Genomic DNA, 24,017 nt, shown 5'->3' with positions numbered 1-24,017 from the left:
GGGGTTCCGTGCGGCGGTACGGACGTCAGCGCAGCCGCTCGTACGCGGGCAGCGTCAGGAAGTCCGCGTAGTCCTGGTCCAGGGAGACCTGGAGGAGCAGGTCGTGGGCCTCCTGCCACTGGCCGGCGGCGAACGCCTCGTCGCCGATCTCCGCGCGGATCGCGGCCAGTTCCTCGGCGGCGACCTTGCGGGCCAGGTCCGCGGTGGCGTGCTCGCCGTTCTCGAAGACCACGTCCGCGTTGATCCACTGCCAGATCTGCGAGCGCGAGATCTCGGCGGTGGCCGCGTCCTCCATCAGGTTGAAGATGGCGACCGCGCCCATGCCGCGCAGCCACGCCTCGATGTACCGGATGCCGACGGCGACCGCGTTGCGCAGGCCCTCGTACGTGGGCTTGGCGTGCAGGGTGTCGATGGCGATCAGGTCGCCGGCCGCCACCGAGACGTCCTCGCGCAGGCGCTCCTTCTGGTTCGGCTTCTCGCCGAGGACCGCGTCGAAGGAGGCCATGGCGATCGGGACGAGGTCGGGGTGGGCGACCCAGGAGCCGTCGAAGCCGTCGTTCGCCTCGCGGTCCTTGTCGGCCTTGACCTTCTCGAACGCGACCTTGTTGACCTCGGCGTCGCGGCGGGACGGGATGAAGGCCGCCATGCCGCCGATCGCGTGGGCGCCGCGCTTGTGGCAGGTGCGCACCAGGAGTTCGGTGTACGCCCGCATGAACGGGGCGGTCATCGTCACCGCGTTGCGGTCCGGCAGGACGAACTTGGCGCCGCCGTCACGGAAGTTCTTGACGATGGAGAAGAGGTAGTCCCAGCGGCCCGCGTTCAGCCCGGAGGCGTGGTCGCGCAGCTCGTACAGGATCTCCTCCATCTCGTACGCGGCGGTGATCGTCTCGATCAGGACCGTGGCGCGGACGGTGCCCTGCGGGATGCCCAGCTCGTCCTGCGCGAAGACGAAGATGTCGTTCCAGAGGCGGGCCTCCAGGTGCGACTCCGTCTTCGGCAGGTAGAAGTACGGGCCCTTGCCGAGGTCGATCAGGCGCTGGGCGTTGTGGAAGAAGTACAGGCCGAAGTCGACCAGCGCGCCGGGCACGGGGGTGCCGTCGAGCTGGAGGTGGCGCTCGTCCAGGTGCCAGCCGCGCGGGCGGGTGACGACGGTCGCCAGCTCGTCGGCCGGCTTCAGCGCGTACGACTTGCCGGACCTCGGGTCGGTGAAGTCGATGGAGCGGTTGTACGCGTCCATCAGGTTGAGCTGGCCGAGGACCACGTTCTCCCAGGTGGGGGCGGAGGCGTCCTCGAAGTCGGCGAGCCAGACCCTCGCGCCCGAGTTCAGGGCGTTGATGGTCATCTTGCGGTCGGTCGGACCGGTGATCTCCACCCGGCGGTCGTTCAGCGCGGCCGGGGCCGGCGCGACCTTCCAGGAGTCGTCCGCCCGGATCGCCGCGGTCTCCGGCAGGAAGTCAAGCGTGGAGGTGCGGGCGATCTCGGCACGGCGCTCACCGCGGCGGGCGAGCAGCTCGTCGCGCCGGGGCGTGAACCGGCGGTGCAGCTCGGCCACGAACGCGAGGGCCGCGGGGGTGAGGACCTCGTCCTGCCGGGGCAGGGGCTCGGCATCGACGATGGCCAGCGAGGACGGCGCTGGTGCGGACATGAGCTGTCACTCCTTCAGCGGGCGGTGCGGACGGCGGCACGGCCGCCGGGCCGCCCGATTCGGCACGGCGTGCCAGGGCTCCGGGATACGGCTGTGGCCGCCGTCTGAGGTGCAGAGGGCTTCTGATCAGTGGATAGTAGTTTCCTCATGGTGGAAGTTCAATGGTTTGTTGATGTCGAGATTCTTCGGGTCGACAGAACCGCCCATGCGCTGGCGCAGCGTGCCAGGGCGTTCACTCCAGGTGGGAGAGGTCCGCCGGAGTGTCGATGTCGTACGCCTGTGCCACGTCACCGCACTCCACTAGCGTCAGCGCCTCCCGGTGCGCCCGCAGATACCCTCGTGCCCCCTGGTCGCCCACCGCACCCGCCGCGATGTCCGCCCACCGGTCCGCCCCGAACAGCACCGGATGCCCGCGTTCCCCCGCGTACGAGGCCGCCGCCAGGCTCGTCCGGTCCCGGTACGCCGCGGCCACCCGGGCCACCGCCTCCGCCCCGATCCCCGGCTGGTCGACCAGCAGCACGAGCGCCGCGTCCGCGCCCGTCCCCGCGAGCGCGTCCAGCCCCGTCCGCAGCGAGGAGCCCATGCCCTCGGTCCACTCCGGGTTGACGCTCACCCCGCAGCCGTCCAGCCCGGCCCGGTCCCGCACCTCGTCGGCCGAGGCGCCGAGCACCACACGGACCGGGCCGCAGCCGCCCGCGCGCAGCGTGCGCACCGCGTGCTCGACGAGCAGTCCGCCACGGTGTTCCAGCAGGGCTTTCGGGCGTCCGCCGAGCCGGCGGCCGCCGCCCGCGGCGAGCAGGAGTCCGGCGATCTGTGCGTGTGTCATGCGGCCTGGATACCCCACGGCGGCCGCTCCCGCCCACCGTCTCGTACCTCTAAGGCGTGTGTTACGCACGCGGAGTGGCGCCCGGGACCTTTTATGGCGTTAACTTGCCCGCATCCCCGGACACTTGACCACCGTCCGGGGCGGGTCGGAACAACACTGGCACGAGGACGTGCGAGGGGGAGCTTTGTTGAAGAGCGTCGGGCAGGAGCGGGTGACCGGCAGCGGTGAGGACCCCGGGTGGCGGAGCTGCGTACCGCCGTCTCCCGGCTCCGGCGGGCCCTGGCCGGCCACCCCGGGCAGTTCCCCGACCGGGCCATCGCCGAGGACGAACTCGCGGCGCTGGACGCGATGGCGCTCAGCGGGGCGCCCGAGATCCCCCGGCTGCGCCGCTCGCTGCTGCTGGTCGCGGGGGCGATCGGCTCGGTCAGCGCACTGGCCGCCGCCCTGCGCGACGTCCGGATCGCCGTGGACCTCTTCGGCGAGCCGCCTCAGCGCTGACCGGGCGGGGGAGTCGGGTGCCTTCGGCCTCGCGCCTGGTGAGCGCCTGGGGGGCGCGGATACGGTCCCTCGGTCGGTGCGCCACGGCCGGGGCCGCCGCCGAACGCCCGGCCGCCGCCGCAAGCTCCTCGAACGCCCGGCCGCCCGATCTGCTCGACGCGGTCGGCCACGACGCCCGACGGGCGCCTCGCGGTCCCGGCGCCGGCCTGGGACGCGGGCGGACTCTCAGCCCGCCGTCCCGCTGCTCGCCAGCGCGTCCGACAGCTCCTTGGCCGCCTGCTGGAGGATCGGCACGATCCGCTCCGTGGCCGCCTCGGTGACCCGGCCCGCCGGGCCGGAGATCGAGATGGCGGCGGAGGTGGGGGAGTTGGGGACCGAGACCGCCAGGCAGCGGACCCCTATCTCCTGCTCGTTGTCGTCCACCGCGTAGCCCACCCGGCGCACCTGGTCCAGCGCCTCCAGGAAGCCGTCCGGGGTGGTGATCGTCTTCTCGGTGGCGGCGGGCATCCCGGTCCGGGCGAGGAGGGCGCGCACCTCGTCCGGCGGGGTGTGCGCGAGCAGCGCCTTGCCGACGCCCGTGGAGTGCGGCAGCACCCGGCGGCCCACCTCGGTGAACATCCGCATCGAGTGCTTGGACGGCACCTGCGCCACGTACACGATCTCGTCGCCGTCGAGCAGCGCCATGTTGGCCGTCTCGCCCGTCTCCTCGACCAGCCGGGCCAGATAGGGGCGCGCCCAGGTGCCGAGCAGCCGCGCGGCGGACTCGCCGAGGCGGATCAGCCGGGGGCCGAGCGCGTAACGCCGGTTGGGCTGCTGGCGTACGTAACCGCACAGGACCAGCGTGCGCATCAGGCGGTGGATCGTCGGCAGCGGGAGTCCGCTGCTCGCGGAGAGCTCGCTCAGGCCGACCTCGCCCCCCGCGTCGGCCATCCGCTCCAGCAGGTCGAAGGCGCGCTCAAGGGACTGCACACCACCGCTGGAGCCGGCGGGCTTGGAGTCGGAAGTGCTGGCGTGGGACGGCGGCACGTCAACGGTCCTTTCGAGGCGGAGGAGCAAGGCAGCAGCCTACCGGGCCCTTTCCGATCGGCCCACTGCCGACGGGGGCCGTCCTGGCCGGTCAGCGCCCGTTTGTCCGGGTGTCCGCAGGTGGTGCGGTGGCCCGGCCGCGCGCCACCTGGCCCATTCTACGTTCCGCACTCCGAAATTCACCTTTTACTTTGTGGAAACCTCCAGCGCGGCTCCGGAAGCGGCCCGGGTGCGAGGGTGAGGTCTTGACGGGTCGCGCTCCCGAGTGAAGACTCCTTCAACAGTTCGTTGAAAGTGCGAAGTGAGGAGCACCGGTGTCCGGTCCGGACGTGAAGCTGCTACTGCGCTCGACGCGCGTCGTCACCCCCGAGGGGACCCGGCCCGCATCGGTCGCCGTCACCGGCGGGACCATCGACGCCGTTCTCCCGTACGACACCGAGGCGCCGGCCGGTGCCCGCGTCGAGGACTTCGGGGACGACGTCGTGCTGCCCGGGCTCGTGGACACCCACGTCCATGTGAACGACCCCGGCCGCACCGAGTGGGAGGGCTTCTGGACCGCCACCCGCGCGGCGGCGGCCGGCGGCATCACCACCCTGCTCGACATGCCCCTCAACTCGCTGCCGCCCACCACCACGGTCGAGAACCTGCGGGTCAAGCAGGGCGTCGCCGAGCCCAAGGTGCACGTCGACACCGGCTTCTGGGGCGGTGCGATCCCCACCAACGTCAAGGACCTGCGCCCGCTGTACGAGGCCGGGGTGTTCGGCTTCAAGTGCTTCCTGTCGCCGTCCGGCGTCGAGGAGTTCCCCGAGCTGGACCAGGAGCAGCTGGCCCGGTCCATGGCCGAGATCGCCGGCTTCGGCGGACTGCTCATCGTGCACGCCGAGGACCCGCACCACCTGGCGGCCGCGCCGCAGCAGGGCGGACCGGCCTACGCGAACTTCCTGGCGTCCCGGCCGCGCGACGCCGAGAACACCGCGATCGAGGGCCTGATCGCCCACGCCCGGCGGCTGAACGCCCGCGTCCACGTCCTGCACCTCTCGTCCAGCGACGCGCTGCCGCTGATCGCCGCCGCCCGGCGCGAGGGCGTCCGGCTCACCGTCGAGACCTGCCCGCACTTCCTCACCCTCACCGCCGAGGAGGTCCCCGACGGGGCCACCGAGTTCAAGTGCTGCCCGCCGATCCGGGAGGCCGCCAACCAGGACGCGCTGTGGCAGGGGCTGGCCGACGGCACCATCGACTGCATCGTCTCCGACCACTCGCCGTGCACCACCGACCTGAAGACCCCGGACTTCGCCTCCGCCTGGGGCGGGATCTCCTCCCTCCAGCTCGGGCTGCCCGCGATCTGGACCGAGGCCCGCCGGCGCGGCCACAGCCTCGACGACGTCGCCCGCTGGATGTCCGCCGCCCCCGCCGCCCTGGCCGGGCTGCACCACAAGGGCGCCATCGAGGCGGGCCGCGACGCCGACTTCGCGGTCCTCGCGCCCGACGCCACCTTCACCGTCGACCCGGCCGAGCTGTTCCACCGCAACCAGGTCACCGCGTACGCGGGGCGCACCCTGTCCGGCGTCGTGCGCTCCACCTGGCTGCGCGGTGTACGCATCGCCGCCGACGGCGTGCTCTCCGAACCGACCGGCCGCCTCCAGACAAGGGACCCCAGGGCATGACGGCGACAGCGCACTTCACCGGCGACGCGAACCCGTACGGCGGCGGCGACCCGTACGCCGACTACCGCACCGCCGACCACCCCTTCACCCACCTCGTGGACCTCGCCGACCGGCGGCTCGGCGCGGGCGTGATCGCGGCCAACGACGAGTTCTTCGCCGAGCGCGAGAACCTGCTCAAGCCGGAGCCCGCCCATTTCGACCCGGAGCGCTTCGGGCACAAGGGCAAGATCATGGACGGCTGGGAGACCCGCCGCCGACGCGGTGCGAGCGCCGAGCGGCCGCACCCGGTGGACCAGGACCACGACTGGGCGCTGATCCGGCTCGGCGCCCCCGGCATCGTGCGCGGCCTGGTCGTGGACACCGCCCACTTCCGGGGCAATTACCCGCAGGCGGTCTCCGTCGAAGCCGTCTCGCTGCCCGGCTCGCCCTCGCCGGAGGAACTGCTCGCCCCGGACGTGAAGTGGACGACGCTCGTCCCCCGTACCGCCGTCGGCGGCCACGCGGCCAACGGGTTCGCCGTCGACGTGGAGCGCCGCTTCACGCACCTGCGGCTCAACCAGCACCCGGACGGCGGCATCGCCCGCCTGAGGGTCTACGGCGAGGTCGCCCCCGACCCCGCCTGGCTGACCGCGCTCGGCACGTTCGACGTGGTCGCCCTGGAGAACGGCGGCCGGGTCGAGGACGCCTCCGACCGCTTCTACTCGCCGGCGACCAACACCATCCAGCCCGGCCGCTCCCACAAGATGGACGACGGCTGGGAGACCCGGCGCCGCCGCGACCGGGGCAACGACTGGATCCACTACCACCTGGTGGAAGAGGCGGACATCCGCGCCGTCGAGATCGACACTGCCTACCTCAAGGGCAACGCGGCCGGCTGGGCCCGGCTCACCGCCCGGGACGCGGAGACCGGCGACTGGACCGAACTCCTGCCCCGGACCCGGCTCCAGCCCGACACCGACCACCGCTTCGTGCTGCCCGACGCGGTCCGCGCCGACCAGGTCCGGATCGACATCTTCCCGGACGGCGGCATCTCCCGGCTCCGCCTCTTCGGCTCCCTCACCGAACGCGGCACGGCCCGGCTGGCCGCCCGCCACGCCGAACTCGGCGGCTGAGGCGCCGGGGCCCCGGGGGCAGAACGGGGGAGCGTCAGAACTCCTCGTGCTCCTCGGGGTCCCCGCCGAACCGCTCCCGCCGCCCGTTCGAGATCCGCCCCAGCTCCTCGGGCGTCAGCTCGAAGCCGAACAGGTCCAGGTTCTCCCGCTGCCGCCCCGGATCGGCCGACTTCGGGATGGGTACGGCCCCGAGCTGGGTGTGCCAGCGCAGCACCGCCTGGCCCGGGGTGACGCCGTGCGCCTCGGCGACCGCCACCACGTCCGGGTCGGCCAGCAGGTCCCGGCCGCGCCCCAGCGGGCTCCAGCTCTGCGTGACGATCCCCATCGCCGCGTGCACCGCGCGCAGCTCCTCCTGCGGCAGCCGGGGGTGCAGCTCGATCTGGTTGACCGCGGGCACCACACCCGTCTCCTCCTCCAGCCGCCTCAGGTGCTCGGCGGTGAAGTTGGAGACCCCGATCGACCGGACGAGCCCGTCCTCGCGCAGCTTGATCAGCGCCCGCCAGGTGTCGACGTAGAGGCCCACCTTGGGCAGCGGCCAGTGGATGAGATAGAGGTCCACGTAGTCCAGGCCGAGGTTGCTCCGGGACTCCTCGAACGAGGCGAGCGTCTTCTCGTAGCCGTGGTGCCGGCCGGGCACCTTGGTCGTGACGAAGACCTCCTCGCGCGGCACTCCGCTGCGGGCGACGCCGCGCCCCGTACCGGTCTCGTTGCCGTAGTTCAGCGCGGTGTCCACGAGCCGGTACCCGAGGTCCAGGGCGCCGGAGACGGCCTTCTCCGCCGCGTCGTCGTCCAGCGGATAGGTGCCGAGCCCGACCGCCGGGATCGTACGGCCGTCGTTCAGGGTGTGCGCCGGGATACCGGACATGATCGTCCCTTCTCGTCGTCTGCCGTTACGGGCATGCCTCCCCGCCCAGCGTAGGCGGGGCGGGGAGGAGCGGCAGCGCGACGTCAGGCGGCGTGGCCGCCGTCCACGACCAGCTCGGCCCCGGTGACGAACGCGGCCTCCGCGCCCGCGAGGTACGAGATCAGCGCGGCGATCTCCTCCGCCGTGCCGAACCGGTCCAGCGCGTTGGCCGCGCGCTGGCCCTCGGCGAAGGGGCCGTCGGCCGGGTTCATGTCGGTGTCCACGGCGCCCGGCTGCACCAGGTTGACCGTGATGCCGCGCGGGCCCAGCTCGCGGGCCAGCGGCTTGGTCAGGCCGGAGAGCGCGGACTTGCTCATCGCGTACAGCGTGGAGCCGGGCCCGCCCGCGTACCGGCTCAGGGCCGTACCGAGGGAGATGATCCTGCCCCCGCGCTCCATCACCTCGGCCGCCGCCCGGCAGGCCAGGAACACGGCCCGGACGTTCACGGCGAGGACCCGGTCCACATCGGCGGGTGTGAGAGTGCCGATGGGGCCGAGGACGCCGATGCCCGCGTTGTTCACCAGGATGTCCAGCCGCCCCAGCTCCGCCGCCGCCCGGTGCACCGCCGAGGCGGCGGCCTCCGGGTCGGCCGAGTCGGCGCGCAGCGCGACCGCCCGGCGGCCGGTCGCCTCGATCGCGGCGACGACCTCCTTCGCGGCGCGCTCGTCGCGTACGTAGGTCAGCGCCACGTCGGCGCCGTCCCGGGCGAGCCGCAGCGCGGTCGCGGCCCCGATGCCCCGGCTGCCGCCGGTGACGAGCGCGGTGCGGGTGGTGGTAAGGGTGCTGTTCATCGTCATTCCTGTCCGTTGCGTCCGTTGCCGGTCGTGCCGGCAGGAACCAGGAAAGTCGTCCGGCGGCCCGGAGACCGGCGGGAAATGGACGCCGAGTCCGGGGCCCTCCAGGGCTCGTCATGACGGGCGCGCGCCCGGTAGCGTGATCGCTCCCCAGTGCGAGCCGGTGCCGTCTCCACGTCGTCCCTGTGGAGAGAGCAGGAGTCCAGGTGTCCTCCGCCGCCGTCCCCGCCCCCGTACTCGCCCCGCCGCGCCGGGCCTGGCTCACCGATCTGCCCGTGCTGCTCGTCGCGGTGGTCTGGGGGTCGAGCTATCTCGCCGCCAAGGGCATCACCACCCCGCAGACCGTCGTCGCCGTGCTCGTGCTGCGGTTCGCCGTCGTGCTGCCCGTCCTCGCGGTCGCCGGACGGCGCCGGCTGCGCGCGCTGAGCGCCGCGCAGTGGCGGGGCGCCGGGCTGCTCGGCCTGGTGCTCAGCGGGATCTTCCTGGTGGAGACGTACGGCATCGTGCACACCTCGGCGACCAACGCCGGGCTCATCATCAGCCTCACCATGATCTTCACCCCGCTCGCCGAGGCCGCCGTCACCCGCACCCGGCCGACCGGGGCCTTCCTCGCCGCCGCCGGGCTCTCCGTGGCCGGGGTGGTGCTGCTCACCCAGGGCGGCGGATTCACCAGCCCCTCCGCCGGTGACCTGCTCATGCTCGTCGCCGCCCTCGCCCGGACCCTGCACGTCCTGCTCATGGCCCGCATCAAGTCCGTCCAGGACGCGGACCCGCTGTCCCTGACGACCGTGCAGCTCGGCAGCTCCGTCGCCGTCTTCGCCCTGCTGGCCGCCGCACCGGGGACGGGCGCGGCGCCCTGGACGGTCGCCGCCGGATTCGGAGCCCGGGAGTGGGCCGGGCTGTTCTTCCTGTCGGTGTTCTGCACGCTCTTCGCGTTCTTCGTGCAGATGTGGTCCGTACGCCGCACCTCCCCGTCCCGCGTCAGCCTGCTGCTCGGTACGGAACCGCTGTGGGCCGCCGCCGTCGGCATCGCGATCGGCGGCGAGCGCCTGGGCCTCGCCGGGGCGGCGGGCGCCGTGCTGGTCCTGGCCGGGACCGCCTGGGGGCGGCGGAGCGCGGACCCGAGCGCGCCCTGACCGGCTCACTCCTTGATCGCGTCCGCCGCGATCATGACGGCCGCGCCCGCCACCACCAGCACGATCGACACGTAGACCGGGTACTCGTCGGCGAACGGCAGCCGCCGCCACAGGTTGAAGAAGCGGAACCAGTCCAGCCAGACGTGGAGCAGCCCGGCGACCCCCTGGACGAAGACCAGGAAGCCGACCGTCTCGCAGAGTTTCTTCATGGCCCCGAGCCTGGCCGCCCGGGCCGTCCGACCGCGTCGGCCGGCGGGCTGCCCCGCCGGGTCCGAAAGTCTCCGTCTCCGCGACTTTGGTCGCTCCCGCGCCCCGGACACCCGGAACCCGCCGCCCGCGTGCGTAGCTTTGTCGACATGACGCGTACGGAGTACCCCTGGCTGCTGCCCTCGGCGATGGCCGGACCCGAGCTGCCCGGCGACCGCGGCCGGTCCCGCCGCACCGTGCGGGACTGGGTGGTCGACCTCACCGCGTTCCTCTGCGCGGCGGGCATCGGCCTGGCGACGCTCGCCACGATCGAGGCCGACCCCACCACATCGGACACCTTCGTGCTGGTGGACTCCCTCGTCGGCGCCGCCGCCTGCTGCGCCCTGTGGTTCCGGCGCCGCTGGCCGGTCGGGCTCGCCGTCGCCCTGACCCTGCTGTCCACCGTGGAACCGGTCGCGGCGGGCGCCCTGCTCGTCGCGCTGTTCAGCGTGGCCGTCCACCGGCCGTTCCGCCCGGTCGTCCTCGTCGGCGCCCTGGCCCTGGCCGTCGTCCCCGTACAGCCGTATCTGCGCCCCGACCCGAACACGTCGTTCCTGGCGTCCACCATCATCGGGCTGCTGCTGATCCTGCTCGTCCTCAGCTGGGGCATGGTCGTGCGCTCCCGGCGCCAGCTCGTCGTCTCCCTCCGGGAACGCGCCGTCCGCGCCGAGACCGAGGCCGCCCTCCGCGCCGAACAGGCCCAGCGGCTCGCCCGCGAGGAGATCGCCCGCGAGATGCACGACGTGCTCGCCCACCGGCTGACCCTGCTCAGCGTCCACGCCGGCGCCCTGGAGTTCCGCCCCGACGCGCCCCCGGCCGAGGTGGCCCGCGCCGCCGGGGTCATCCGGGACAGCGCGCACGAGGCGCTCCAGGACCTCCGCGAGATCATCGGCGTCCTGCGCGGTCCCCGCGACAGCGACGGCAACCGCCCGCAGCCCACCCTCGCCACGCTCGACGCCCTCGTCGCCGAATCCCGGGAGGCGGGCATGAAGGTCACCCTCGACAACCGCCTCGCCGACCCCGGCGCCGTGCCCGCCGCCCCCGGGCGCACCGTCTACCGCATCGCCCAGGAGGCGCTGACCAACGCCCGCAAGCATGCCCCCGGCACCGAGGTCACCGTCGCCGTCACCGGCGGACCCGGCCAGGGCATCACCGTGGAGGTCCGCAACCCGGCGCCCACCGAGCCCTTCACCCCGGTCCCCGGCTCCGGCCAGGGGCTCATCGGCCTCACCGAACGGGCCACCCTGGCCGGCGGCCGCCTCGACCACGGGCCCGCCCCCGACGGCGGGTTCGAGGTGCGGGCCTGGCTACCGTGGGCGTCATGACCCACGCGCCCGTCCGGCTCCTGATCATCGACGACGACCCGCTCGTCCGGGCCGGGCTGACCCTGATGCTGGGCGGCGCCGACGACATCGCCATCGTGGGCGAGGGCGCCGACGGCAGCGAGGCCGCGGAGCTGGTCGACCGGCTGCGGCCCGACGTGGTCCTGATGGACATCCGGATGCCGGTCATGGACGGCCTGACCGCCACCGAAGCGCTGCGCGCCCGGCCCGACGCGCCGGAGATCGTCGTCCTGACCACCTTCCACGCCGACGAGCAGGTCCTCCGCGCCATCCGCGCCGGGGCCGCCGGCTTCGTCCTCAAGGACACCCCGCCCGCGCAGATCGTGGAGTCGGTGCGCCGGGTCGCGGCCGGCGACCCGGTCCTCTCGCCCGCCGTCACCCGGCAGCTCATGGCCCGGGCGGCCGGTGCCGGGCAGGAGGAACGCGTGGACCGGGCCGCCCGGGCGCGCGAGCGGATCGCGCTGCTCGCGGACCGGGAGCGCGAGGTGGCCGTCGCGGTGGGGCGGGGCCGGTCCAACGCGGAGATCGCCGCGACGCTCTACCTCAGCGTCGCCACGGTGAAGACCCAGGTCTCCCGCATCCTCGCCAAGTTCGGCTTCAACAACCGCGTCCAGATCGCCCTGCTCGTCCACGACGCCGGTCTGCTGGACGACGAGAGCGGATCGAATCCGGCCTGAACCGGCTCGATCACCGGAGGCATCCCGGCATACGCTGCACGGGCCGGTCCTCGGAGCGGGGACGACACGACCGGGAGGGCGGGCCCATGTCCGAAGTCGTTGTGGATCTGCGCGGGTTGGCCGACTTCACCGCGCATCCGTACCCCTACTACGAGCGGATGCGCGCGGCCGGACCCGTGCACCTCGTCCGCACCGACGAGTTCGACCGCATCTGGCTCGTCGTCGGCTACGACGAGGGCCGGGCCGTCCTGGCCGACCAGCGCTTCGGCAAGGACTGGCGGGCGCTCCCCGGCGAGACCGGCGGCGACCCGATCAACGCCAACATGCTGGAGACCGACGCCCCCGACCACACCCGGCTGCGCAAGCTCGTCGCCCGCGAGTTCACCCCGCGCCGGATCGAGGCGCTGCGCCCCCGGGTCGAGGAGATCACCGGCGAACTCCTCGACCTGATGGTCCCCGAAGGCCGCGCCGACCTCGTGGACGCGCTGGCCTTCCCGCTCCCCATGACCGTGATCTGCGAGCTGCTCGGCGTCCCCGACCTGGACCGGTCCGCCTTCCGCAAGCTGTCCAACGGCATCGTCGCCCCCGTGGACGCGGAGGAGGAGGGCGAGGCGGTCCGCGCCATGGGCGGCTACCTCACGGAGCTGATCGAGGACAAGCGCCGCTCACCCGGCGACGACCTGCTCAGCGCCCTGATCGCCACCCGCCACGAGGACGACGACGCGCTCTCGCCCGACGAGCTGGTCGGCATGGCCTTCCTGCTGCTCGTCGCCGGCCACGAGACGACGGTCAACCTCATCTCCAACGGGGTACGCGCCCTGCTCGCCCACCCCGACCAGCTCGCCGCGCTCCGCGCCGACCTCTCGCTGCTCGACGGCGCCGTCGAGGAGATGCTGCGCTACGACGGACCCGTCGAGACGGCCACCCTCCGCTTCGCCCGGGAACCGGTCGAGGTCGGCTCCCGGACCATCGCGACCGGCGACGCGATCCTGGTCTCCCTGGCCGGCTCGGACCGCGACCCGGCCCGCTACCCCGAGCCCGACCGCTTCGACATCCGCCGCGACACCCGCGGCCACCTCGCCTTCGGACACGGCATCCACTTCTGCCTGGGCGCCCCGCTGGCCCGGATGGAGGGCCGCATCGCGATCCGCGCGCTCCTGGAACGCTGCCCCGGCCTGGAGGCCGACCCGGAGGCCGCCCCGTTCGACTGGCTGCCCGGCACGCTGATCCGGGGGGTGCGCCGGCTGCCGGTGCGCTGGTGAGCGACGCGCCGCCGTGCTCTTCGAGCCCCTCCGGGTCGCGGCGGCACGCGCTCGGGGATACTTGCCCAGCCGGGCCGGGACCACAGGGCCCCGGCTCCACCGGCAGCAGCACAGCGAGCAGCACAAGAAGGGCACGGCGTCGTGGCAAGGGTTCGGACAGGGGTACGTGCGATGGGCGCCGTGCTTGCGGCGGTGCTGGGGGTGTCCCTCATGGGATGCAGCAGCACCGGCGGCAAGCGGGCGGAGGAGCGTGCGGCCAAGGCCGCGGCCGAAGGCCGGGCCGCGGTGAACACGCCCCGCTGGACCTTCGCCATGGTCACCCACTCGGGCGACGGCGACACCTTCTGGGACATCGTCCAGAAGGGCGCCGACATGGCGGCCAAGAAGGACAACATCAACTTCCTGTACTCGCACAACGACGAGGGCCAGCAGCAGGCCCAGCTGGTGCAGGCGGCCATCGACAAGAAGGTCGACGGGCTGATCGTCACGCTCGCCAAGCCCGACGCCATGAAGGACGTCGTCGCCAAGGCCGTCCGCGCCGGCATCCCCGTGATCACCGTGAACTCCGGCTCCGCCGAGTCCAAGGCGTACGGGGCGCTCACCCACATCGGCCAGGACGAGTCCATCGCCGGTGAGGCCGTCGGCGACGAGCTGAACAAGCGCGGCCGCAAGAAGGCCCTCTGCATCCTGCACGAGCAGGGCAACGTGGGCCACGAGCAGCGCTGCGCCGGCGCGAAGAAGACCTTCGACGGCCAGATGCAGAACCTGTACGTGGAGGGCACCAACATGCCCGACGTCCAGGCGTCCATCGAGGCGAAGCTCCAGTCCGACAAGGACATCGACGCGGTCGTCACGCTCGGCGCGCCCTTCGCGGACGCCGCCGTCAAGGCGAAGAAGACCGCGGGCAGCAAGGCCGAGATCGACACCTTCGACCTGAACGCCACCGTCGCCGCGGGGCTGAAGTCCAAGACCCTCGGCTTCGCCGTCGACCAGCAGCCCTACCTCCAGGGCTACGAGGCCATCGACCTGCTCTGGCTCTACCGCTACAACCGCAACGTCCTCGGCGGCGGCCGCCCGGTCCTCACCGGCCCGCAGATCATCACCTCGAAGGACGCGGACCAGCTCGCCGAGTACGCCGACCGGGGCACCCGATGACCGCCGGGCCCGGATCGTCCGCCGTCGTCGACGAACGGCTGCTGCGCACCTCACCGCTGCGCAAGCTGCTCGGCCGCCCGGAGCTGGGCTCGGTCGTCGGCGCGCTCGCCGTCTTCCTGTTCTTCGCGGTCGTCGCCGACAGCTTCCTGCGCGCCACCAGCTTCGGCACCGTGCTGTACGCGGCCTCCACCATCGGGATCATGGCGGCGCCGGTCGCGCTCCTGATGATCGGCGGCGAGTTCGACCTGTCCGCCGGTGTGATGGTCACCAGCTCCGCGCTGGTCTCCTCGATGTTCAGCTACCAGATGACGGCCAACGTCTGGGTCGGCGTCCTCGTGTCGTTGCTGGTCACGCTCGCCATCGGCGCGTTCAACGGCTTCATGCTGACCCGTACGAAACTGCCCAGCTTCATCATCACGCTGGGCACGTTCCTGATGCTGACCGGTCTCAATCTGGGCTTCACCAAGCTGATCAGCGGGACCGTCTCCACGAAGACCATCGGCAACATGGAGGGCTTCCCCTCCGCCCGCAAGCTCTTCGCCTCGTACTGGACCGTCGGCGGCGTCGAGCTCAAGGTGACCCTGCTGTGGTGGGCCGGTCTGGTGGCCGTCGCCACCTGGATCCTGCTCCGTACCCGCTTCGGCAACTGGATCTTCGCCGTCGGCGGCGGCGCGGACGCCGCCCGCGCGGTCGGCGTCCCGGTGGTCCGGACCAAGATCGGGCTCTACCTCGGCGTCGCCTTCGCCGCCTGGGTCTCCGGGCAGCACCTGCTGTTCAGCTACGACGTCGTGCAGTCCGGCGAGGGCGTCGGCAACGAGCTGATCTACATCATCGCGGCCGTCATCGGCGGCTGCCTGATCACCGGCGGCTACGGCTCCGCGATCGGCTCGGCGGTCGGTGCCTTCATCTTCGGCATGACCAGCAAGGGCATCGTGTACGCGGAGTGGAACCCGGACTGGTTCAAGTTCTTCCTGGGAGCGATGCTGCTCCTGGCCACCCTGCTCAACGCATGGGTACGCAAGCGCGCGGAGGCGACGAAATGACGGCCCCCACGGCCCAGGACGGGCCCCAGGACACCGGCCGGCAGGCCCTCGTCGAGCTGGACGACGTGGCCAAGTACTACGGCAACATCAAGGCGCTCGAAGGGGTCTCCCTCGAAGTCCACGCGGGCGAGATCTCCTGCGTGCTCGGTGACAACGGCGCCGGCAAGTCCACCCTCATCAAGATCATCGCCGGGCTGCACCGGCACGACGCCGGGCGGTTCCTGATCGACGGCGAGGAGACCACCCTCGCCAACCCGCGCGACGCCCTCGACCGGGGCATCGCCACCGTCTACCAGGACCTCGCGGTCGTCCCCCTCATGCCGGTCTGGCGCAACTTCTTCCTGGGCTCCGAGCCGACCACCGGCGCCGGCCCCTTCAAGCGCCTCGACGTCAAGCTGATGCGCGAGACCACCCGCTCGGCGCTGCTCCGCATGGGCATCGACCTGCGCGACGTGGACCAGCCCATCGGCACCCTGTCCGGCGGCGAGCGGCAGTGCGTGGCCATCGCGCGCGCCGTCCACTTCGGCGCGAAGGTCCTCGTCCTGGACGAGCCGACGGCCGCCCTCGGCGTCAAGCAGTCCGGGGTCGTCCTGAAGTACATCGCGGCCGCCCGGGACGCCGGCCTCGGCGTGGTCCTCATCACGCACAACCCGCACCACGCGTACCTCGTCGGCGACCGGTTCGTCCTCCTGAAGCGGGGCGCCATGGCCGGCAGCCACACCAAGGACGGCGTCACGCTGGACGAGCTGACCCGGCAGATGGCGGGCGGCAGCGAGCTGGAGGAGCTGAGCCACGAGCTGGAGCGCACCTCGGGACCGGGGACCGGCGACAGCCTGTAGCGGAGGCGCCCGGCGCCCCCGCCGCTTCCGGGGTGGCAGAATCGGGACGGACGGGCGCCGTCCGCCACCGGGATCACTCCTGACCCGGTCACCCCACACCTTTCAGGGACGATGAGCACGTACCGCGACTTCGCACACCGCGGCTCCGCCCGCGCGACCGTCCTGCGGACCGTGGGCACCCGGGAAAGGCGCTCGCACCTCACGGCGCCCCGGGTCCCCACCGTCGGCATCGACATCGGCGGCACCAAGGTCATGGCCGGTGTCGTGGACGCCGACGGCACGATCCTGGAGACCGTGCGCACCGAGACCCCGGACAAGTCCAAGAGCCCGAAGGTCGTCGAGGACACCATCGTGGAGCTGGTCCTCGACCTCTCCGACCGGCACGACGTGCACGCGGTGGGCATCGGCGCGGCCGGCTGGGTCGACGCGGACCGCTCCAAGGTCCTCTTCGCCCCGCACCTCGCCTGGCGCGACGAGCCCCTGCGCGACGCCCTCGCCTCCCGGCTCGTCGTCCCCGTCATGGTGGACAACGACGCCAACACCGCCGCCTGGGCCGAGTGGCGCTTCGGCGCCGGGCGCGGCGAGGACCACCTCGTCATGATCACCCTCGGCACCGGCATCGGCGGCGCGATCCTGGAGGACGGCCAGGTCAAGCGCGGCAAGTACGGCGTCGCCGGTGAGTTCGGCCACATGCAGGTCGTGCCCGGCGGCCACCGCTGCCCCTGCGGCAACCGGGGCTGCTGGGAGCAGTACAGCTCCGGCAACGCGCTGGTCCGCGAGGCCCGCGAGCTGGCCGCCGCGGACTCGCCGGTGGCCCACGGGATCATCGAACGCGTCAAGGGCAACGTCCCGGACATCACCGGGCCGCTCATCACCGAACTGGCCCGCGAGGGCGACGCGATGTGCGTCGAACTCCTCCAGGACATCGGCCAGTGGCTCGGCGTCGGCATCGCCAATCTGGCCGCCGCGCTCGACCCCTCCTGCTTCGTCATCGGCGGCGGGGTCAGCGCCGCCGACGACCTGCTGATCGGCCCCGCCCGGGACGCCTTCAAACGCCACCTCACCGGGCGCGGCTACCGCCCCGAGGCCACGATCCGCAAGGCGCAGCTCGGCCCGGAGGCCGGTATGGTCGGCGCGGCGGACCTCGCCCGGCTGGTCGCGCGGCGCTTCCGCCGAACCAACCGCCGCCGCGTCGAGCGGTACGAGCGGTACGCGCAGATCTACGACCAGGCGGCGAGCACCCTCCGCAGCAACCGCAACACCCGCACTTCCTAGGGGCCCCACACCCATGACCGCAGCCGAGCACCCCGTCGTGCCGCGCCAGTCCCCGCCCCCGCCGGACGAGGGCGACGGGAGGCCCGCCGAGACCCGCCGCCATCTGATCCGCCGGCGCCTGATCACGGCGACGATCATCGTGCTGCTCATCGGCGTCCCCGCCGGCTACCTGCTGATCTCGGCGGGCCAGAGCCGCCGCTCCGGCCAGGACAAGGCCGCCGAGGCCGCCGCGCAGGGGCTGCGCCCCGGCTGGCCGTCCAAGATGCTGCGCCGCATCTTCGAGGTCCCGATCCCCGGGTACGCCACCGGCGTGCAGTACTACGAGACGAACAACTGGAAGGCCAGCCGGATGTACGTGCAGTTCCGCACGACGTCCAACGGCCTGGACGCCTTCCTGACCGACATCGGCACCGGCCGCGCCGCCCTGGAACCCGGCAAGGTGACCATCGGCAAGCGCGACACGAAGATCGCCGGCTGGTACTTCGGCGACGGCGTCTCCTGGGCGGGCACCACCCACACCAACAAGGACCCGCGCCCCACCCAGGACATCACCGTCGACATGACGGACCCGATGTCACCCGTCGTCTACGTCGTCTCCGCCGCGACGCCTTGAGCCGTCGCCCGGCGCCAGCGCCTGCACGTCGGCGTACGGGAGTGCCGCGCCCCGCACCGGACCGCCGTCCCGGATCGCGGCGGCCGTGGTCACGGCTCCGGCCAGCGCCTCCCGGTACAGCAGCGAACCCAGGCTGACCCGGCGCACCCCCAGGGCGCCCAGCTCCGCGATGCCGGGTCCGGCCGGGCTGTACAGCACGTTCAGCGGGGTGACCAGGGCGGCCGTCAGCGCGGCGATCCCCGCCCGGTCCGAGAGCCCCGGCACGAACACCCCGTCCGCACCGGCCCGCTCGTACACCGCGAGCCGGTCGGCGGTCCGCTCCCGGTCGCGCCCCAGCCAGTACGTGTCCGTGCGGGCATTGACGAACAGCCCGGGCACGGCCTCCTTCACGGCGGCGATCTTCGCGGCGTGCAGCTCCACCGGCGCCAGGGTGCCGTCGGCCCGCCCGTCCTCCAGATTGATCCCCGCCGCCCCCGCCTCGTACAGCCGCCGCGCCAGTACGGCGACCTCCGCCGGGTCGTCGCTGAACCCCCCTTCCGCGTCCACGCTGAAGACGAACGGCCCCCGGCCGAGCCGCCGGGCCAGGCCCACGGTCGCCTCCTTCGTCGCCGCCGCCCCGTCCGGCAGTCCGAGCCCCGCCGCCACGCCGAGGCTGGTGGTCCCCACCGCCTCGAACCCCCCGGCGGCCAGCGCGGCGGCCGAGGCGTAGTCCCAGGCGTTGGGCAGCAGCAGGGCCTTCCCCTGGTGGTGGAGGCGGGCGAACGGGGTCATCGGCCGCCCGAGCAGCCCCTCGGCCAGCGCGAGGGCGTGCGCCCTGCCGGGGCAGACCCGGGGCGGGGCGCCGAAGGTGAGCGGGGCGGCGTGGCCCCGCTGGGCGGCCACCAGGTCGAGGGCCACCTCGTCGCCCTCGGCGATCTCCCGCCCGGCGACCCGGGTGGCCCGCGCGGCGGTCCGGCGCATGACCCGTACCGGCGGGTCGTCCCGCAGCACCCGGGCGGTCGGCACCCCGTCGTCCCCGGCCGCCTCGACCAGTGCTGCCGTCGCGGCGCACGCCTGGACCAGGAGGCCGATGCGGCTGGCGACGGCCTCCAGCCCGGCGTCGTCCAGCGGGCCCGGCGCGAGCAGCGCCACAAGCCGGGCGACGGCCAGGTCGGCGTCGGGCCCGCCGTCCTCGCCGAAGTACGCGTCCGCGACCGCCCCCACCTCCCGGGCGACCCGCTCCGGCTCCGGCAGGCCCAGGGCGGCGGCGAGGCCGAACACCACGCGGGTCCGCAGATCGCCACGGGTGTCGGCCTTCGAGGCCGCCCGGTGCACATCCGCCGGGGTCAGCCGGGCGAGTTCGGCCTCCACGAGGGCCCGGCGCCGCCGGTGCGGCTCACCGGAGGCGAATCTCGCGACCGTGGCCCGCAGCCACGCGACACTCGCGCCGGGCGGGCCGTCGACCGGGCCGGGCGGCGGCGGGACGAGCGCGGGGTCGGAGAGGGCCGCCAGGACCTCCGCGTACTGACTGAACTCATGGGTCGTCGGGTGGCTCATGGCCCCGACCGTAGGCCCGGAACACTTCGGCGCCCGCCGAACCGTCCCTGCGCCACCATGGAGGCATGTCCTCACTCGCCGACACCGCCGCCCTCTTCGCCGACCGCACCCGCGCCGCCTTCTGCGAGGCGCTGCTCGACGGGCGGGCCTGGACGTCCGGCGAGCTGGCCCGGCACGCGGGCGTGAGCGCGTCCACCGCCAGCGAGCAGATCTCCCGCCTCGTCGCCGGCGGGCTGCTGGCCGAGGAGCGCCAGGGCCGGCACCGCTATGTCCGGCTCGCGGGCCCGGAGGCGGCCGCGCTCACCGAGGCGCTTGCCGCGTACGCCCCCGGCACGCCCCGCCCGCGCACCCTGCGCGCCTCGGTCCGGCAGGACGCCGAGGCCCGGGCGCGCACCTGCTACGACCATCTGGCGGGGCGGCTCGGGGTCGACCTGGCGGACGCGATGGCCGCGCGCGGCCTGGTCGACACCGGCTCCGGGATCGCCGTCACCCCGGCGGGCCGCGCCTGGCTGGCCGAAACCCTGGACTTCCGGCAGCCCGCCGGGGCCCGGCGCCCCCTCGTCCGTACCTGCCTGGACTGGACCGAGCGCCGCTCCCACCTCGCCGGAGCGCTGGGCGCGGCGCTGTGCACGGCGGCCCTGGAGCGCGGCTGGGTCCGGCGCGTCGGCTCGGGGCGCGCGGTGAAGGTGACTCCGGCGGGGAGCACGGCGTTCGGGGAACTGCTCGGGGTGGAGGCGTGAGGGGCGCCCCTCAGCGCCAGTCCACCTCCGTGGAGGCGAGGTAGGGCAGGCCCCGGTCGGCCCAGACGCGGCCGTGGTGGGCCAGGCGCTCGCGGTATTCGGCCCACTCCGGCGCGCGCCCGCACCACGCGGCCTCCGCGACCGAGGCCAACCGGGGCAGCAGGAGCACGGAGACGTCCTCGAAGCCCTTGAACTTCTCCGCGAAGACCGTGGCCTCCACACCCGCGATGTTCGCGTCCGGGATCGCGTAGGCGCCCGGGTCCCAGGCCGCCGTGTGCCGGACGCCCAGCGGCCGGTATCCGTCGAAGCCGAGCCGGGCTGCCTCGGCGGCCTGCTCGGGCGGGGCGCATTCGGCCGCGTACGGGCGGTCCAGGTACAGGTGGGACTGCGGCGAGAGCAGCACGCGTCCGCCGCCCTCGACGGTGCGGCGGAGGTCGTCGTCGGTGGGCGCGAAGAACGTCTTCAGCGCCGCGATGAGCTCCACGCTCCGCCCGGCGGCCACGAGTTCGGGCCGGGCGGCCAGCCCCTCCGCCGTGTCCGGGAGGTCCATCATCTCCACGTCCACCCAGTACTGCGCTATGTCCTCGGGCCCGATCCCGGCGCGTGAGGACTCCTGCCAGGCCACCGGGCGCTTGCCCGACTCACGTACGAGCGCGCGCAGTTCGCGCACGGAGGCGTCGAAGCTCTCCGGGGTCGCGCCGAACGCCTCGTCGGCGCCGATGTGCACATAGGGGCCGGTCGTCGACGCGCAGACCTCGGTGAGGACGCGGGCGACGGCGGCGCGGGTCGCCCCGTCGGTCAGGTCGAGCGGGGGCACGAACGGGAAGCGGTCCGCCAGCCCGGCCGGGGCGGGGGCCGGGGGGAGGCCGGGCACGGCGGCCCGGAGCGTCGCGCAGTGGCCCGGCAGGTCGACCTCGGGCACGACGGTGACGAACCGGCGGGCCGCGTACTCCTGGAGCGCCTGATACTCGGCGGCCGTGTAGAAGTCCGTGCCCGGTGCGGTCAGCGCGGGGGTGCCGGGCAGTTCGATGCGCCAGCCCTCGTTGTCGGTGAGGTGGAGGTGCAGGACGTTGAGCTTGTAGAGCGCGGCGAGGTCGATGATCCGGCGCACCTCGTCCGGCGTGAGGAAGCTGCGGGCGGGGTCGACCATGAGGCCGCGCCAGGCGTAGCGCGGGGCGTCCGTCAGTTCCTGGTAGGGGAGTTGGCCGGTGGCGATGAGCTGGAGGGCCGTGGTCGCGCCCCGGAACACCCCGGCCGGGGTGCGGCCGTGGCAGGTGATGCCGTCGGCGTCCACGCGGAGCCGGTAGCCCTCGTCCACCGGCTGCGCGGCCCCGTCGGGGGAGACGCCGAGGGGCGGCGCGGACGCCGACTCGTCCAGGGCGAGGACCAGTTCCAGCGGCGATCCGCCGGGCGCCTCCGGCAGGTGCGGGGCGAGCAGCGCCCGTACGGTCTCCGCCACCTCCGCCAGTGCCGGGTCGGCCGCCCGTACGTGCCAGGGGCCGGCGGCGGGCAGGGCGCCGGCGGGCGAGGACGGTCGGGCGTCGGCGTGCGGAATGACGGCGTTCACAGGCATCTCCCTGAGGTGTACGCGGTGGGGGCCGGAGCGGCGGCGTCAGGTTCCGGCGGTCCGGCCCCCAGGGCATTCGGCGCGGGCGCCGGGGTGAGACCGAACCGGCCGCCTCTTCTCCCGTACCGCTGCCACCTGTACGCTAACACGAAAACCGATCAATGAACGCTTTTTGCGGAGTGGGCGAACGGCCCGCCTCCGGGCGAAAGGAGAACCCGATGGTGCACGAGGCCGGACCCGGTTTCGCCCTGCCGGAAGGCTTCCTCATGGGGGCGTCGACCTCGGCCCACCAAGTCGAGGGCAACAACGTCTCCAGCGACTGGTGGACCCTGGAGAACCACCCCGAGAGCTTCGTCCAGGAGCCCAGCGGGGATGCGGCGGACAGCTTCCACCGGTGGCCCGAGGACATGGACCTGCTGCGCGAACTCGGCTTCGACGCCTACCGGTTCAGCATCGAGTGGGCGCGCGTCGAGCCGGAGCGCGGCCGGATCTCGCGGGCCGCCGTCGAGCACTACCGGGCCATGGTGCGCGGCGCGCTGGAACGCGGGCTGACCCCGGTCGTGACCCTCCACCACTTCACCTCGCCCCGCTGGTTCAGCGATTTCGGCGGCTGGACGGCCCCCGGCGCGGACGAACTGTTCGCGGCCTACGCGCGCACCTGCGCCGGCATCCTGCGCGAGGGCGTCCGCCATGTCGCCACCATCAATGAGCCCAACATCATGGCCCTGATGTACGCCCTCAAGCGGCATGCGGCCGAGCACGGCTGGGAGAGCGTCGCGCACGGGGCGAACGCGGCCCGTGAGGCCGGGGCCGCCGCCGTCGACCCGGCCTCCTTCGCCCCCGACCCCGAGGTGATCCGGGCCCTGATCCGCGCCCACCGGGCCGCCACGGCCGCGCTGAAGGAGACCGTGCCGGGCGTCCGGGTCGGCTGGACCGTGGCCAACCAGGTCTACCAGCCCGAGCCGGGCTGCGAGTCGGCCGCCACCGCCTACGCCTGGCCCCGAGAGGACGTCTTCCTGGAGGCCGCCCGCGAGGACGACTGGATCGGCGTCCAGGCGTACACCCGCCACCGCATCGGCCCCGACGGCACCCTGCCCCCGCCCCCGGGCGCCGAACTGACCCTCACCGGCTGGGAGTTCTACCCCGAAGCGCTCGGCGATGCGGTGCGGCACACGGCGGAGGTGGTCGGCCCGCACGTACCGGTCCTGGTCACCGAGAACGGCATCGCCACGGACGACGACGAGCGCCGCGTCGCCTACACCGCCCGCGCCCTGGCGAGCCTCGCCGAGGTGATGGCCGAGGGCGTCGACGTACGCGGCTATCTGCACTGGAGCGCCCTCGACAACTACGAGTGGGGGAGCTACCGGCCGACGTTCGGGCTGATCGCGGTCGACCGCGACACCTTCGCCCGGACGCCCAAGGAGTCGGCGCGCTGGCTGGGCGGCCTGTCCCGGGACCGCCGGCTGCCCGCCGGGGCCCCGCTCGGGTCGGTGACCTCGCCCTCCTCGCGTTAGGGTGACCGGCATGGCGAAACGGGGCCCGTACGAGAAGGGCGAGGCCAAGCGCAGCGAGATCCTGCACGCGGCCCTGGAGATCTTTGCCGCCGAGGGGTACCGGGGTACCTCCCTGCGGAAGGTGGCGGCGAAGTGCAGCCTCAGCCTGCCCGGCCTGATGCACTACTTCGACTCCAAGGAGGACCTGCTCACCCAGGTCCTGCGGATGCGTGACGAGACCGCGCGGGCCCGGCAGGCCGAGCGCGCCGATCCCTATGGCTACCGCGAGATCATCCGGGAGGGCGCCAAGACGCCCGGCCTGGTCGAGCTGTTCGTCTCGATGGCCGCCGCCGCCAGCGACCCGGCCCACCCCGCCCACGCCCACTTCGCCGAGCGCTACCCGGTGGTGCGCGAGCGCGTCGCGGACTTCGTCCGGGAAGGGGTCGCGGAGGGGCGGATCAGCTCCGCGATCCCCCCGGAGCGGCTGGCCGTGCTCCTGGTCGCCGTGGCCGACGGCATCCAGCTGCAATGGCTGATCGACCGCTCCACGGACATGGAACAGCCCATCGAGGACCTGCTCTCGATTCTGGATCCGCGCCCCGCCCCGAAGGCGCCTGAACAGC

21 protein-coding genes and 2 pseudogenes are annotated in these 24,017 nt (G+C 73.4%); 15 read left to right on the top strand and 8 right to left on the bottom strand.

The features are described 5' to 3' along the window. Window positions 1–25: 25 nt before the first annotated feature. Window positions 26–1,645: a malate synthase A gene (gene aceB / locus NEH16_RS04860; protein ID WP_265539521.1), complete on the bottom strand. Its 1,620-nt coding sequence runs from the start codon at window positions 1,643–1,645 to the stop codon at window positions 26–28. 232 nt (window positions 1,646–1,877) lie between these two features. After that, complete coding sequence (locus NEH16_RS04855) at window positions 1,878–2,471, bottom strand: nucleotidyltransferase family protein (RefSeq protein ID WP_265539519.1); 594 nt, start codon at window positions 2,469–2,471, stop codon at window positions 1,878–1,880. A 184-nt stretch (window positions 2,472–2,655) separates the two neighbouring features. On the opposite strand from NEH16_RS04855, the pseudogene NEH16_RS04850 reads away from it, so the two are divergent. After that, a pseudogene (locus NEH16_RS04850) lies at window positions 2,656–2,969 on the top strand (DUF5955 family protein). A 225-nt stretch (window positions 2,970–3,194) separates the two neighbouring features. On the opposite strand, the gene NEH16_RS04845 reads toward NEH16_RS04850, so the two are convergent. After that, a complete protein-coding gene (locus NEH16_RS04845) occupies window positions 3,195–3,995 on the bottom strand; it encodes an IclR family transcriptional regulator (RefSeq protein ID WP_018100489.1) in 801 nt (266 codons plus the stop codon). 314 nt (window positions 3,996–4,309) lie between these two features. On the opposite strand from NEH16_RS04845, the gene allB reads away from it, so the two are divergent. After that, entirely contained in the window at window positions 4,310–5,659 is a 1,350-nt protein-coding gene (gene allB, locus NEH16_RS04840) for an allantoinase AllB (protein WP_073965966.1), read from the top strand. Further along, complete coding sequence (alc, locus tag NEH16_RS04835; RefSeq protein ID WP_265539514.1) at window positions 5,656–6,771, top strand: allantoicase; 1,116 nt, start codon at window positions 5,656–5,658, stop codon at window positions 6,769–6,771. The genes allB and alc overlap by 4 nt, the downstream gene beginning before the upstream one ends. 34 nt (window positions 6,772–6,805) lie before the next feature. Here alc and NEH16_RS04830 read toward each other — a convergent pair whose 3' ends face one another. Continuing rightward, window positions 6,806–7,636, bottom strand: a complete 831-nt coding sequence (locus NEH16_RS04830) for an aldo/keto reductase (protein ID WP_265539511.1) — start codon at window positions 7,634–7,636, stop codon at window positions 6,806–6,808. Between the two features lie 83 nt (window positions 7,637–7,719). Next, window positions 7,720–8,466 carry an SDR family oxidoreductase gene (locus NEH16_RS04825; protein WP_265539509.1) on the bottom strand — a complete coding sequence of 249 codons (747 nt, stop codon included), beginning with the start codon at window positions 8,464–8,466 and terminating at the stop codon, window positions 7,720–7,722. 209 nt (window positions 8,467–8,675) lie between these two features. Here NEH16_RS04825 and NEH16_RS04820 point away from each other — a divergent pair, with 209 nt between their 5' ends. Next, a complete protein-coding gene (locus NEH16_RS04820) occupies window positions 8,676–9,605 on the top strand; it encodes a DMT family transporter (RefSeq protein ID WP_265539507.1) in 930 nt (309 codons plus the stop codon). A 5-nt stretch (window positions 9,606–9,610) separates the two neighbouring features. On the opposite strand, the gene NEH16_RS04815 is transcribed toward NEH16_RS04820, so the two are convergent. Beyond that, window positions 9,611–9,814, bottom strand: a complete 204-nt coding sequence (locus tag NEH16_RS04815) for a hypothetical protein (protein WP_073965961.1) — start codon at window positions 9,812–9,814, stop codon at window positions 9,611–9,613. 147 nt (window positions 9,815–9,961) lie between these two features. Between NEH16_RS04815 and NEH16_RS04810 the strand changes: the two genes are divergently transcribed. From NEH16_RS04810 to NEH16_RS04775, 8 genes are all read left to right on the top strand, one after another. After that, window positions 9,962–11,176, top strand: a complete 1,215-nt coding sequence (locus NEH16_RS04810) for a sensor histidine kinase (RefSeq protein WP_265539505.1) — start codon at window positions 9,962–9,964, stop codon at window positions 11,174–11,176. Further along, window positions 11,173–11,871, top strand: a complete 699-nt coding sequence (locus NEH16_RS04805; protein ID WP_107426818.1) for a response regulator — start codon at window positions 11,173–11,175, stop codon at window positions 11,869–11,871. The genes NEH16_RS04810 and NEH16_RS04805 overlap by 4 nt, the downstream gene beginning before the upstream one ends. Window positions 11,872–11,957: 86 nt before the next feature. Next, on the top strand, window positions 11,958–13,133 hold the full coding sequence (locus NEH16_RS04800; RefSeq protein ID WP_265539502.1) for a cytochrome P450 family protein: 1,176 nt from the start codon (window positions 11,958–11,960) through the stop codon (window positions 13,131–13,133). A 171-nt stretch (window positions 13,134–13,304) separates the two neighbouring features. Next, window positions 13,305–14,288: a sugar ABC transporter substrate-binding protein gene (locus tag NEH16_RS04795; RefSeq protein ID WP_265539500.1), complete on the top strand. Its 984-nt coding sequence runs from the start codon at window positions 13,305–13,307 to the stop codon at window positions 14,286–14,288. Continuing rightward, complete coding sequence (locus NEH16_RS04790) at window positions 14,285–15,331, top strand: ABC transporter permease (RefSeq protein ID WP_265539498.1); 1,047 nt, start codon at window positions 14,285–14,287, stop codon at window positions 15,329–15,331. Before NEH16_RS04795 ends, NEH16_RS04790 begins: the two co-directional genes overlap by 4 nt. Continuing rightward, window positions 15,328–16,170: an ATP-binding cassette domain-containing protein gene (locus NEH16_RS04785; RefSeq protein ID WP_265539496.1), complete on the top strand. Its 843-nt coding sequence runs from the start codon at window positions 15,328–15,330 to the stop codon at window positions 16,168–16,170. The genes NEH16_RS04790 and NEH16_RS04785 overlap by 4 nt, the downstream gene beginning before the upstream one ends. Before the next feature lie 111 nt (window positions 16,171–16,281). Next, on the top strand, window positions 16,282–17,445 hold the full coding sequence (locus NEH16_RS04780) for an ROK family glucokinase (protein ID WP_073965954.1): 1,164 nt from the start codon (window positions 16,282–16,284) through the stop codon (window positions 17,443–17,445). 13 nt (window positions 17,446–17,458) lie between these two features. Next, window positions 17,459–18,058: a hypothetical protein gene (locus tag NEH16_RS04775; RefSeq protein ID WP_265539494.1), complete on the top strand. Its 600-nt coding sequence runs from the start codon at window positions 17,459–17,461 to the stop codon at window positions 18,056–18,058. Here the strand turns inward: NEH16_RS04775 and NEH16_RS04770 are convergent. Beyond that, window positions 18,020–19,594 (bottom strand): isocitrate lyase/phosphoenolpyruvate mutase family protein, encoded by a 1,575-nt coding sequence (locus NEH16_RS04770; protein WP_265539492.1) that lies wholly within the window; start codon window positions 19,592–19,594, stop codon window positions 18,020–18,022. The genes NEH16_RS04775 and NEH16_RS04770 overlap by 39 nt on opposite strands. Window positions 19,595–19,659: 65 nt before the next feature. Here NEH16_RS04770 and NEH16_RS04765 point away from each other — a divergent pair, with 65 nt between their 5' ends. Then, window positions 19,660–20,334 (top strand): ArsR/SmtB family transcription factor, encoded by a 675-nt coding sequence (locus tag NEH16_RS04765; protein WP_265539491.1) that lies wholly within the window; start codon window positions 19,660–19,662, stop codon window positions 20,332–20,334. Between the two features lie 10 nt (window positions 20,335–20,344). Here the strand turns inward: NEH16_RS04765 and NEH16_RS04760 are convergent, their stop codons facing one another. Beyond that, window positions 20,345–21,901: a family 20 glycosylhydrolase gene (locus NEH16_RS04760; RefSeq protein WP_265539489.1), complete on the bottom strand. Its 1,557-nt coding sequence runs from the start codon at window positions 21,899–21,901 to the stop codon at window positions 20,345–20,347. Window positions 21,902–22,119: 218 nt separating this feature from the next. Here NEH16_RS04760 and NEH16_RS04755 point away from each other — a divergent pair, with 218 nt between their 5' ends. Both NEH16_RS04755 and NEH16_RS04750 read left to right on the top strand, forming a co-directional pair. Beyond that, window positions 22,120–23,415, top strand: coding sequence for a glycoside hydrolase family 1 protein (locus NEH16_RS04755; protein WP_265539487.1), 1,296 nt, complete (start codon window positions 22,120–22,122; stop codon window positions 23,413–23,415). A 10-nt stretch (window positions 23,416–23,425) separates the two neighbouring features. Next, a pseudogene (locus NEH16_RS04750) lies at window positions 23,426–24,004 on the top strand (TetR/AcrR family transcriptional regulator); the annotation flags it as partial. Window positions 24,005–24,017 lie beyond the last annotated feature (13 nt).

Origin of the sequence: Streptomyces drozdowiczii (assembly GCF_026167665.1) — a bacterium.
In the GTDB taxonomy this organism is placed as follows: Bacteria; Actinomycetota; Actinomycetes; order Streptomycetales; family Streptomycetaceae; genus Streptomyces; species Streptomyces drozdowiczii_A.
The sequence above is the reverse complement of the archived record's forward strand: the minus strand, read 5'-3'. Positions and strand labels throughout refer to the sequence as shown.